Genomic DNA, 11,920 nt, shown 5'->3' on the forward strand with positions numbered 1-11,920 from the left:
GGCCGGGGGCAGCCCGTCCACCAGGAGGAACCCATGGACTTCCGGCTCACCGAGGAGCAAGAGGCGCTGCGGGAAAGCGTCCGGGACTTCGCCCGGGACGTGGTCGCGCCGGTCATCGCCGAGCACTACGAGCGGCACACCTTCCCGTACGAGGTGATCCGCCAGATGGGCAAGATGGGGCTCTTCGGGCTCCCCTTCCCCGAGGACCACGGCGGCATGGGCGGCGACTACTTCGCGCTCTGCCTCGCCCTGGAGGAGCTGGCCCGGGTCGACTCCAGTGTGGCGATCACCCTTGAGGCGGCGGTCTCGCTCGGCGCGATGCCGATCCACCGGTTCGGCACCGAGGAGCAGAAGCGCAGGTGGCTGCCGAAGCTGCTCAGCGGCGAGGCGCTGGCCGGCTTCGGCCTGACCGAGCCGGGCACCGGTTCGGACGCCGGGGGCACCCAGACCCGGGCGGTCCTCGACGAGAGCACCAACGAGTGGGTGATCAACGGCTCGAAGGCGTTCATCACCAACTCGGGCACCGACATCACCGCGCTGGTCACCGTCACCGCCGTGACGGGCATCCGGCCGGACGGCGCCAAGGAACTGTCGACGATCATCGTCCCGTCCGGTACGCCGGGCTTCACCGTCGCGCCCGGGTACTCCAAGGTCGGTTGGAACGCCTCGGACACCCACGAGCTGACCTTCGACGACTGCCGGGTGCCGGCAGAGAACCTGCTCGGCGAGCGGGGCCGTGGCTTCGCCCAGTTCCTGCGGATCCTCGACGAGGGGCGGATCGCCATCGCCGCGCTCGCCGTCGGCCTCGCCCAGGGCTGCGTCGACGAGTCGATCAAGTACGCGAAGGAGCGCCAGGCGTTCGGCCAGCCGATCGGCAACTACCAGGCGATCCAGTTCAAGATCGCCGACATGGAATTGAAGGCGCACACCGCCCGGCTGGCGTACTACGACGCGGCGGCGCGGATGCTCGCCGGCGAGCTGTTCAAGCGGCACGCGGCGATCGCCAAGCTGCACGCCAGCACGGTCGCGGTGGACAACGCGCGGGAGGCCACCCAGATCCACGGTGGGTACGGCTTCATGAACGAGTACCCGGTCGCCCGGTTCTGGCGGGACAGCAAGATCCTGGAGATCGGTGAGGGCACCAGCGAGGTCCAGCGCATGATCATCGCCCGCGACCTGGGCATGTGACGAGGTCCCCGGCGCGCGCTGACCGTGCGTCCGGGGTCGGGCCGACCGGCCACGTCCACGTCGGACGGCGGGCCGGGAGGCTGCGTCGGTCCGCCCGGTCGTCGATCACCTTGCGGGAAGATTCTGTGCGGTCGTGGCTCATTGATCCACAAGTGGTCGGATGGGCACCTCCGCCGACCGGGGCGGTGCCTACTGTCGGATATCCCTCAGCGCACCGTCGGCAGTGCGACGTTCGGCTGCGGAACGTCGTACCCTGTCCGTACGCTTCCTGCCCATGACTCCCGATCATGGTCGTTCGCGGAGTTCGGCCGGTGGTGCCGTCCTGCCGGCACTGCTGCGCGGGCACCGGCTCGCCGCCGGCCTCACCCAGGCCGAGTTGGCGACGCGGGCCGGGATCGGCGTACGGACCGTCCGTGACCTGGAGCGGGGCCGTTCGTCGCGACCACAACGGACCACCGTCGATCTGCTCGCCGACGCCCTCGGGCTGAACGGCCCGGACCGCGCCGCCTTCCGGGAAGCCGCCCGTGGCCGGGTGGCGACCGACCTGCCCGAGGAGGCGGCCCCGCCGGCCGCGCTCCTGCCGGCCGGGGTCGCTCCGGCCGTGGTCGCCGCGACGGCCACCGTGCCGGTCGCCCGATCCGGATCCGAGGAGACCGATCCGCTCTGCGGACTCTCCGTGGACCTGCCACCCCCGGTCGACCTGATCGGTCGGGACCACGACCTCACCGAGTTGACCCGGCTGCTGCGGCGCGGCCGGAGCACGCCCGTGGTGAGTCTGGTCGGACTGGCCGGAGTCGGGAAGTCGGCGCTCGCCCTGGCGGTCACCCGGCAGGTGGCCGACCGGTATCCCGGCGGTATCGCCGGCGTACTGGTGGGTGAGGGGTCCGACGCCGTCTGCGTGCTCTCCGCGGCGGCGACGGTCTTCGGCGTCACCGGTCCGACCGAACTCGTCGCCCGGCTCACCGGCGTACCGGCCCTGCTCCTCGTCGACGCGGTGGAGCGGGCGCCGGAGGCGGTGGCCGAGGCCCTGGACCGGTTGACCCGGGTCCTGCCCGAGCTGCGGGTACTCACCGCCGGCCGGCAACCGGTCGGTCTGCCCGGTGAGCGGGTCTGGCCGGTGCCCCCGCTCGACGTGCCACCGGAGGACAAGACCGACCCGGACCCCCAGGCCCTCGCCGGATATCCGGCGGTGCGGCTCTTCACCGCCCGCCTGGCGCAGGTACGCCGGGAACCGCCCGCTCCGGAGGAACTGCCCGCCCTCGCCGCGCTGGTCCGCCGACTGGGCGGGCTGCCGCTGGCCATCGAGCTGATGGCGGCCCGGGGCCGGATCCTCGACCTCAACGAGCTGCTCGACCGGTACGGCGACCGGGTCCTCGACCTGGCTCCACCGCCGTACCCCGGAGAGGCGGTCGCGGTGACCCTGCGGGAGGCGGTCGCCACCAGCTACCGCCTGCTGGCGTCGGACGAGCGCGCGGCGTTGCGCCGCCTGGCCGCCTTCCGCAACCGTTGGTCCGTCGGCCTGGCCGAGGAGATGCTCGCCGGGGACGGGCCGGAGGCGGCCGTCGACCCGGTGCCGTTGCTCGACCGCCTCCTGGAGCTGGGGCTGCTGAGCGTCCGGGGCACCGGGTCGTTCCGGTTCCGGCTGCTCGACGCGGTACGGGACTTCGCCACCGAGCAGCTGGTGGCGGCCGGCGAGGAGACCTGTGTCCGACGCCGGCACGCGCAGATCGTCCTGCGGCTGGTGGTCCGTACCGAACCGGAGCTGACCGGCCCCAGGATGATCGGGGCCCTGCACCGGCTCGACGAGCTGACCGGTGACATCGTGGCCGCCCTCACCCACGCCTCCGGCGACGACCCGCACACCGCCCTGCGCCTGGCGGCGGCCCTGTCCCGCTGGCTACGGCTGCGCGGGCGGGACGGCGCCGGGCGGCAGTGGCTGCGCCGGCTCCTGGCCGATCCGCGTACCGCCGACGCCGGTCCGGCGGTACGCGCCTCGGCAGCGCTCGGGCTGGCCCGGCTCACCGCGGTGTACGACGTCGACCCGGTGGACGTCCTGGCGGCCCGGGACGCGCTCGCGGTCTTCCGCCGCCTCGGGGACGTGGCGGGGGAACTCGACGCGCGGGGCGTCCTCTGCACGCTCCTGATCTGGGGCGGCGCGCACGACGAGGCTCGCGAGCAGGCGGAGGCCACGCTGGCGATGGCCCGGCGGCACGACCGGCCGCGTGACATGGCGGTGGCCCAGCGCGGCCTGGCCTGGCACGACGCCCGGGCCGGCGACCTGACCGCGGCACGGCGGCGGCTGGCCGCCGCCGACCGGCTGGCAGGTCAGTGCGGGGAGCAGCGGATCCGGGTGCTGGCCCGGGTGGACCTGGCCGAGGTGACCCGCCTGGAGGGCCGGTACGCCGACGCGGTCGGGCACGGGCGACGCGCCCTCGCGGCACTCGTCGAACTCGGCGAGCCGGGGCACCGCCGCCGGGCACTGGGCACGGTCGGACTCGCGCTCGCGCAGGACGGGCGGTTCGCCGAGGCGGGTGAGGTGCTGGCGGAACTCCGGGCGACCGTACCGGCGCAGTGGGGTGCCGGCCGCGTCGAGGACGGCGTGTCCGCGCTGCTGGAGGCGACCATCGCGCTGCACCGGGGGGACCGGGAGATGGCCGCGGAGTGGTTTGCGGCGGCGTCGGAGGCGGTCGGTCGGGGCCGGCGCAGCGCCGTGGAGGCGCTGGTTGGACTGGCCGCCAGCACGGGGGACGGCACGCTGCTCGACCGGTTGCACAAGGTCTGCCAGGAGAACGGGATCCGGCTGCTGCCCCAGGAGGAGGCGCTGCTCTACGCCCTGACGGCGGCCCGTTCCTGAAGCGGCGCCCATCATCGGGCGGATGCCGGCGAAGTCGACCGGCGGAACACCGGAAGCCGCTGGTCTGTCGACCGGCAGCTGGTGAGTGTTAGACCGGCAGCCGGGGTGGTCGTGCTGCGGGAAGGCGCGAGCGAAGAAGCCCCCTTTGTGGTGCTACCCCTCGCTCATCGCTCGCGCCGTCACCCCCCCGGTATCCCCGCTGGGGGGAAGATTAGCGGGGGCCCTTGGAAGTTCTTGTCCATTTCCTCCGGGATGATGATGGGGCGTCGGTCAATTCTGCCGGTCGTTCTGCCGGTGCGCCCCGCTGCCACCGACCGTCCGACCCGATGCGGTTCCGCTAGCGCCGCCGTCCGGAACGGACCACGGAATGGTCCGGTTTCGCCAGCTCCTCATTGTCCGGGGCAGAGACCTGGCTGCCCGCCGTGGCGCCCGGGTGCACCGAGTCGCGGACCTTGCGGAGTGCGTGCAGCAGCGCCTCCAGTTCGTGCGGTTCGAGCTGGCCGGTGAACCACTGCTCGATGATCGTCAGGTGCCCGGGCAGGGTGTCGTTGAGCCGGTCCAGGCCCGACCGGGTCACGACGGCGTACGAGCTGCGACGGTCGGAGGGGCAGGCCCGGCGGCAGAGCAGCCCGTCCCGTTCCATCCGGTCGACCACCCGGGTCACACCGCTGGTGGAGAGCGAGGTCTGGGAGGCCAGGTCGGTCATCCGCAGTTGGTTTCCCGGGGAACGGGCGAGTCGGGTGAGCACTTCGAATTCGACAGCGGAAAGGCCATTTTCCTCATATTGCGAGGCGAATCGGGCCGACAGGCCGGCATGCGCCTCGACAAGCAGGCCGACGGCGGTGATCCGGGGGTCGTCGAAGACGTTCTTGGTCACTCGGGCATCCTATCAGTCATTGACTAGGAAGATTTTGTTCGGAGGATATCTGTTAATACAAACAACTGTGGTCGGCCAGGGTGACGGCCCGGTCGTGATACCCGTTGGACGCCCGAGGGCGGCCATGTCGTCGCGTGGCACCCCCATGCTGGACCAAGGTCACAAGTGGGTTGGTTCTTGCTGGCCGAAGGTCGCTGGGCGGAACGCCCCGGGCGTCTCCCGCTCATCAACGAATGTGGATAGAAGGTAGGGTGCCCGTACCGGAGGGATGGATCGTGTGCGGCGGGACGGGTGCGATTTGTCACGGGTTGCTCGTTGAACGTCCTGTGCCGTGCCGGCCGCGACCGGGTAGGGATACGGCGGACGCCGCTCCGCCGGACCACGGAGGCGACCCGTGTCGACCACGGGCCGCGGCCGCTGGTCCCGGCGGGGACGGCGCTCCTAATACTCCAACGTCACTTGATCCTTCGGCTGGCTTGGTGACTGAGAGGTCGCGCGGAATGGTTGTTGATCATCGGCGGCGGGCGGGTCGGTTGTTCCACCGGTAGAGGGTCCATGCACGCCGGATGAGGCTGCGGACGGTGATGATCGCGTCGGCGAGGTCGAAGAAGGCGTCGATGACCTTCTCTGTTCGTTCGTAGCAGCGTTGCAGCCGGTTGAACGCGTTGTGCCAGCTGTTCGTCCGTTCGACGTGCCACCGTTGGCTCGCCTGGATGGGCGCCTTGTCGCCCTTGTGGGCGATCTCACCGGTCAGGCCGCGCTCGGCCAGCAGGGCGCGGGTGACCTGGGAGTCGTATCCGGCGTCGAGGTGCACCGTGATGGCCTGGGGTAGTGGGCCGAGGTCGTCGAGGTGGTCGAGGGTGGGGCCGAGCAGGGGTGAGTCGTGTCGGTTCGCGCCGGCCAGGACCCGGCCGAGGGGGATGCCGTAGCCGTCGACCATCAACGAGCGTTTCATGCCCTGCTTGCCCCGGTCGACCGGTGAGCGTCCGGCGGCCTCGCCGCCGCCGGGAGCCTTGGTGATGCAGCCGTCCACGGCGATGTCGTCGAGGACCAGGCCGACGAGCCGGTCGTAGGCGTCCAGGGCGATCTGTTTGAGCTGGGCGAACACCCCAAGCTCTATCCACTCGTCACGGCGGCCGCGGATCGTGGTGGCCGAACAGGTGGCATCGGCGATCGCCTCGTAGGCGCAGCCGAACCGCAACACCTGGACCAGCTTGTCGAACACGATGCGGTCATCGATCCGCTTGCGGTGACAGCCCAGCGGATGTGTCGGTTGGTAGGTCGGCCGATCGGGGAGCAGCGCGGCGAACTGGACCCACAACGGCTCGATCAGCCATGCTGGGATGGCAGGCACAGAACCTCCCGTGATCACGGAGCGTCAGCAACTTCATGATCACCAGTTCTGTGTCTGCATCCGTTCAGGCGCGCCGATCAACCCACCATTCCGCGCGACCTCTGAGTCTGCGCTGGTAGTGGGATCGTCGGGCTCGGGCTTGGGATGTTCGTCGCCATATCGACCAGTGCAGGGTGTGTTCTGGTGGAAGCGGCCGGGTGAGTACGAGGGCGTTCAGGAGCCGGCGGATCTCGGCGACGGTCAACGCGATGATCTTCGGGTCGGCGTCGGGCTGTTGAGCGGTGAGGATGGTCAGGACGGCCAGGGCGAGCATGGCCAGGGTGATGGACCGGTGCCAGCCGGTCCAGCCGCGGACCTGGTAGTGGTCCAGGCCGACCTGGTCTTTGCCGGTTTGGAACAGTTCTTCGATGCTCCAGCGGGAGCCGGCCACGGTCACGAGGGTGTGCAGTGGTACCGGTCGGGGTGACCAGCACAGGTAGAAGGCCAGCTCACCGGTGGTGCGGTTGCGGCGGATGAGTAGCCAGCGGTGCTCACCGGGCCGGGTGGCGGTGGTGATCCAGGCCCACAGGTAGTCGCGGGGTCCTTTCGCTCCCGGCCGGCAACTGTGCAGCTGCCACTCGGTGGGGATCCGCTCGGCGACCTCGTCGACGCGTACGAGGGTGCGGTCGTCGTTGACGTGCACGCGTCGGTCGCAGCCGACGGCCAGGACGTAGCCGATCCTGCGGTGTTCGAGGTCGGCGCGTAGGCCGGGGTCAGCGCCGTAGACCTCGTCCGCGGTGACCCAGGAGGCCGGGGCACCAGCGTCGAAGGCGGCGGCGATCATCTGTCGGGCCAGGGCCGGTTTCGTGGCGAAACCGACGTCGTTCGGCACGCCGGCGGCGGTGAGGCGGTCGGGGCGACCGCACCAGGTCGTCTCGGGTAGGTAGAGCCTGCGGTCGATCAGCGCCCGGCCCGCGGGGGTCACGTAGGCCAGGAACACCCCGACCTGGCTGTTCTCGACCCGTCCGGCGGTGCCGGTGTATTGCCGCTGGACCCCGACCGAACACACGCCCTTCTTGAGGAAGCCCGTCTCGTCGGTGACCAACACTGCGTCGGGGTGGCCGAGTTGCTCGACCAGCCAGTCCCGTATGTCATCGCGGACGGCGTCGACGTCCCACACCGCTGTGCGCAGCAGCCGCTGCATCACCTGCGGATCGGCGTGGCCTGCCCGTTCAGCAAGGGACCAGCAGGTTTTGCGTTCCACGCCCGACAGCAGCCCTTCCACGAACTGCCCGGCGGTCGCGCGTGGCTCCGCCCGCACGAACCGGCCGGCGACACGCGCCACCGCCTCGTCGAGGATGATCCGGTACCGGTCAAGGTCTAGTGCAGCAGGTCGCAAGTCCTGTTCGGGATGAGTGTCCTGTGTTTGCTTACGCTTCGTAGTCGGCGAGGTGGACGAGGGCGGCCGTGTCGAAGGCGTCGTCGGGGCTGCCCTCCCACTGGCCGGTGTGCAGGTGTTGGGGGGTGTAGGAGTTGGAGGCGGGGTCGTAGAGGGCGAAGGCCCACCGGTTGCCGCCGAGGTACTCGATGCGGCACAGCGGGATGCGCTCCTGCTTTTCCTCTGGGCCGATCAGAGCCGCGAAGTAGCCGAAGGAGCCGCGCCAGCGGGTGTCGACTTCGGTGAGGGCGGGCCAGCGGCCGCTGGTGATGGCGCGGTGGTCGACGTGGTCGTCGACCTCTTCCTTGAGCGGGCGTGGCGGAACGGGCACGGGGAGAGTGTCGCGCACTGCCGGTCCGGCCGGGTCCGGGGACGCGCGCGGCATGATGGCTGCTACCCCTGTCCTCTCTCGTCCCGGAGTGTCCCCGATGGCCCATCCGCCCGCCGCCGCGCTGCATCTGAGCGCCCGTCGGCGGCGCAAGCTGCTGGCCATGGTCGGCGCCGCGAGTTGCCCGCAGGCAGTCGCGCTGCGCGCAAGGATCGTGCTGCTGGCCGCCGACGGTCTGGCCAACAGCGCGATTGCCGTCGAAGTGGGCTGCAGCGAGCCGGCCGTGCGCCGGTGGCGGCTGCGCTTCGTACGCCGCGGCGTGCCGGGCCTGTTCGACCGCCCGCGCAGCGGGCGGCCCGAACGGTACGGGCCCAGCGAGCGCTTGGCCGTCATCGCCGTGGCCACCTCCCTGCCTCCCGAGGGGGCCGCCCGCTGGACTCAGACGCTGATCGCCGAGCATCTGGCCGAACGAGGCATGGCGCTCTCGCGCGCGACCGTGCGCCGCACCCTGACCGAGGCCAGGGTGCGCCCACACAAGGTCCGCGGCTGGCTCAACCGTGCCGACGATGACGCGTTCTGGGCCAAGGCCGGCGCTGTGTGCCGCCTCTACCTCGACATCCCCGCTGACACTCTCCTCGTCAGCGTTGACGAGAAGACCGGCATCCAGGCCCGCTCTCGCATCCGCCCCACCCAGAGCCCGCTGCCCGGCCGTGACCGGCGCGTGGAGTTCGAGTACAAGCGCCACGGGACCGTCTCCATCGTCGCCGCCATGGACGTGGCCACCGGCCAGGTGGTCGCCGAGCGCATCGAGCGCAACGACTCCGCGCACTTCATCCGCTTCCTGGCCATGCTCGACCGCAACACCGACCCCGCCCTGCGCATCCACCTGGTCATGGACAACGGCTCCTCCCACACGTCCAAGGCCACCCGCGCCTGGCTCGCCGCCCACCCCCGTTTCAGCGTGACCCACACTCCCAAGCACGCCAGCTGGCTGAACATGATCGAGCAGTGGTTCTCCGCCCTGACCCGCCGCGTCCTGCGCGGCGGCGACTTCACATCCCGCGACGACCTCGAAGCCAAGATCACCGCGTTCACCATCCGCTACAACCGCACCGCCCGCCCCTACCGTTGGCGCTACGACGCCGACGCCGAGCACGCCCGCTACCTCGCACGCCACCCCCAGCACCAAAAGCCCACCCGGGACGACCTAGCCAAGGCCGCATGACCGTCACACAGCGTCACCAGCAACCGGAACAGGACTTGCGATCTGCTGCACTAGACGCAACGCCGCTCGGTTAAGGTCCGGCGGGTGTTTCGCAATGGTTTGTGATGATGTCGATTGCGATGGTGGCTTTGTAGCTGCGCCGGTCTATGTTGGGTCCGCGGGCTTGGTACTTGGAGTTCGAGCGTTTGATCATCCGGGTTTTCACCCGGATCCGGCGGTCGGGTAGCAGGTGGGCCAGGACCACGCGGCCGATGGCGCCGACCAGGTCGATGACCGTGTCAGCGATGACGCCGGCGGCGTTGGTGATCTGGTCGCGGGCGGTGTTCAGGGCGATGGTGAAGCTGGCCCGGTCGGGGCTGGTGGCGGGCTGGCTGTCGGTGGCATCGGTCATAGCGGTGCGGAGGACCTGGTAGACGGTGAGCAGGGCGTAGATCTCCTGGTCGATGCCGCCGGGGGTGCGGGCACGCAGGACCCGGCCGCCGAGGATGCTGGATTTCAGCTCCAGATAGGCGGTTTCGATCTCCCATCTGCGGTGATACAGCTTCATCAATTCGCCGGCGGGATGGGTGTGCGGGTCGAGCAGGGTGGTGATCAGCCGGTAGCCACCGGTGCGGATGCCGTCGGTGGTGGTGACGCTGATCTGGGCGTCGATGACCCGCACCCGTACCGTGCCGATCGTCGAGAGCCAGGACCCGTCGCGGTAGCGGGTGATCACGGGCAGGCGGCGGCCGTTCTTGCAGCGGATCAGCAGGTCGGCCCTGGTCGCGGCGAGTGTGGTGATGAGGTCGGCGGCGGCATAGTTACGGTCGGCCAGCAACAGCATCCCGGCCCGCAGGCTACGGGCCAGGGTGCGGGCCTGGTCGAGTTCACCGGTGCTGACCGGGCCGAACACGGCGTCGATGATCGAGCGGGTGCCGCAGGTCAGCAGGACACTCAGCCTCACTGCCGGGTAGCCGGCCCCGCCGTGGTTACCCCGTTGTTTGCGGTAACGGTCCCGGACCGCCTCGGCGTCGGCTACCGACATCATGGTCCCGTCGATCGCGGTCACCAGCAGCCCCCGCCAGCGCACGGCATGGTTCGCCGTGGTGACGGCCGGGCCACGGAGCAGATCAAACAACGCCCGCAGCGGCGCGGACCCGAGCCGCTGCCGTGCCTCACGTAACGTCCCCGAGGACGGCTCGGCCAGGCCCAGCCCGGCCAGACCGGCGGTCAGTTTCTGCCACACCTGCCCGTAGCCGAGTTCGGCGAACAGACAACCTGCCAGAACGAGATAGACCACCACCCGGGCCGGCAGCAGTCGGATCCGCTGCTGCGTACGGCGGGTCGCAGCGAGGATCTCATCGACCATCTCGAAGGGTATGAACTGGGTCAACTCACCCAGATGACCCGGTGCGAACACACCCGCGGCTACCCTCACCGTACGGGTTATGGCAATCTGATCAACCAAAGCGGAGTTCCTGGTCTCGAGGGTGTCTTGGAGTGACTCACCTCAATACCGGAACTCCGCTTCCTCATGCCCGAACGACACACCCCTCGACAGCCACCACAACGCCTTAACCGAGCGGCGTTGGCACTAGACGAGTAGTTCCGATGTCAGGGGTCGATGTCTGGGCATGAAGAGAGGGCGTCCAAGATCGTGTTGTGACGCAAGATTTGGACACCCTCTTGACCGCACTCTACGTGAAGATCGACGACACCATCCGGACGCCCCGGTGGCGAGGCCGGCCACCGCTGCTCACCGACTCCGAGCTGGTCTGCCTGGCCGTGGCGCAGGTCCTGCTCGGTGCCCGTTCGGAGGCCCACTGGATCCGCTACGCCCGTATCCACCTGGCCGGCATGTTCCCCTACCTGCCGCAGCGATCGGGCTACAACAAACGGCTCCGCGCCGCCCTCCCACTGATCAAGAAGGCGATCCGGGACCTGGCCCGCGACAGTGACTTCTGGTTCGACAACCACTGGATCGTCGACTCCACGCCGATACCCTGCGGTTTGTCCCGCCCCACCGTGCAACGCTCCGACCTGGCCGGCTGGGCCGGATACGGCTACTGCGCCTCACACTCCCGCTTCTTCTGGGGCCTGCGGCTCTACCTGGTGTGCACCCCGACCGGCATGCCGATCCTGTGGGCCCTGGCCAACCCGAAGATCGGCGAACGCGAGGTCCTCGCCGCGATGCTGGACGTCGAGGCCGGCGTGGTCGCCGAGCACGACGGGATCCTGCTGATCAGCGACAAGGGCTTCGCCTCCAAGCCGTTCGAGCGGCAGTTGGCCGAGCAGGGCATCGAACTGCTGCGCCCGTCGCGCAAGCGGGAGAAGGCCCGCTACGGCGAGCCGATGCTCAAGAAGGTCCGACAACTGATCGAGTCGGTCAACGACACCCTCAAGGGTCAGCTTGACCTGGAACAACACGGCGGACGGACCTTCGCCGGTGTTGCTGTCCGTGTCGCCCAACGCCTGCTCGCCATGGCCGCCGCGATCTGGCACAACAACAAGACCGGCGCCCCCGTCACCCGGTCACTGATCGCTTACGACCACTGACCGGGTTTCGGAACTACTCGTCTAGGCTGTGGCCCACGGCCATCGCGCGATCTTCGGTTGTCCTCACAAACCATCGATGATCAGCGCGGTGGCCGTCCTCATGCCCACGCCACGCCCACAGCGAAGCCAAGTGACGTTGGAG

9 protein-coding genes are annotated in these 11,920 nt (G+C 69.8%); 4 read left to right on the plus strand and 5 right to left on the minus strand.

Features of this window, described 5'->3' with window-relative positions:
• Positions 1–33 precede the first annotated feature (33 nt).
• Both GA0074694_RS06935 and GA0074694_RS06940 read left to right on the plus strand, forming a co-directional pair.
• Entirely contained in the window at positions 34–1,188 is a 1,155-nt protein-coding gene (locus tag GA0074694_RS06935) for an acyl-CoA dehydrogenase family protein (RefSeq protein WP_091454176.1), read from the plus strand.
• 274 nt (positions 1,189–1,462) lie between these two features.
• Complete coding sequence (locus GA0074694_RS06940; protein ID WP_091454180.1) at positions 1,463–4,042, plus strand: ATP-binding protein; 2,580 nt, start codon at positions 1,463–1,465, stop codon at positions 4,040–4,042.
• Positions 4,043–4,379: 337 nt separating this feature from the next.
• On the opposite strand, the gene GA0074694_RS06945 is transcribed toward GA0074694_RS06940, so the two are convergent.
• The 4 genes from GA0074694_RS06945 to GA0074694_RS06960 form a co-directional block, all read right to left on the minus strand.
• On the minus strand, positions 4,380–4,919 hold the full coding sequence (locus GA0074694_RS06945) for a MarR family winged helix-turn-helix transcriptional regulator (protein ID WP_091454186.1): 540 nt from the start codon (positions 4,917–4,919) through the stop codon (positions 4,380–4,382).
• Positions 4,920–5,430: 511 nt separating this feature from the next.
• Positions 5,431–6,273, minus strand: coding sequence for an IS5 family transposase (locus GA0074694_RS06950; protein WP_091453604.1), 843 nt, complete (start codon positions 6,271–6,273; stop codon positions 5,431–5,433).
• Between the two features lie 64 nt (positions 6,274–6,337).
• A complete protein-coding gene (locus GA0074694_RS06955; protein ID WP_091454189.1) occupies positions 6,338–7,651 on the minus strand; it encodes an IS701 family transposase in 1,314 nt (437 codons plus the stop codon).
• A 31-nt stretch (positions 7,652–7,682) separates the two neighbouring features.
• Positions 7,683–8,021, minus strand: a complete 339-nt coding sequence (locus tag GA0074694_RS06960) for a hypothetical protein (protein ID WP_141713988.1) — start codon at positions 8,019–8,021, stop codon at positions 7,683–7,685.
• Positions 8,022–8,118: 97 nt separating this feature from the next.
• Here GA0074694_RS06960 and GA0074694_RS06965 point away from each other — a divergent pair, with 97 nt between their 5' ends.
• Positions 8,119–9,243: an IS630 family transposase gene (locus GA0074694_RS06965; protein ID WP_245714574.1), complete on the plus strand. Its 1,125-nt coding sequence runs from the start codon at positions 8,119–8,121 to the stop codon at positions 9,241–9,243.
• Between the two features lie 70 nt (positions 9,244–9,313).
• Here GA0074694_RS06965 and GA0074694_RS06970 read toward each other — a convergent pair whose 3' ends face one another.
• A complete protein-coding gene (locus GA0074694_RS06970) occupies positions 9,314–10,660 on the minus strand; it encodes an IS4 family transposase (RefSeq protein ID WP_281189712.1) in 1,347 nt (448 codons plus the stop codon).
• A 224-nt stretch (positions 10,661–10,884) separates the two neighbouring features.
• Here GA0074694_RS06970 and GA0074694_RS06975 point away from each other — a divergent pair, with 224 nt between their 5' ends.
• The gene (locus tag GA0074694_RS06975) at positions 10,885–11,778 is read left to right on the plus strand and encodes an IS982 family transposase (RefSeq protein ID WP_091454198.1); all 894 of its coding nucleotides are present in this window, start codon (positions 10,885–10,887) and stop codon (positions 11,776–11,778) included.
• Positions 11,779–11,920 lie beyond the last annotated feature (142 nt).

The sequence above is a fragment of the Micromonospora inyonensis genome (genome assembly GCF_900091415.1).
Classification (GTDB): Bacteria; Actinomycetota; Actinomycetes; order Mycobacteriales; family Micromonosporaceae; genus Micromonospora; species Micromonospora inyonensis.

What these genes read in the sequence shown, in the direction of transcription:
- GA0074694_RS06935 (WP_091454176.1), top strand. Translation starts at nt 34, where the DNA reads ATGGACTTCCGGCTCACCGAGGAGCAAGAGGCGCTGCGGGAAAGCGTC.
- GA0074694_RS06965 (WP_245714574.1), top strand. Translation starts at nt 8,119, where the DNA reads ATGGCCCATCCGCCCGCCGCCGCGCTGCATCTGAGCGCCCGTCGGCGG.
- GA0074694_RS06940 (WP_091454180.1), top strand. Translation starts at nt 1,463, where the DNA reads ATGACTCCCGATCATGGTCGTTCGCGGAGTTCGGCCGGTGGTGCCGTC.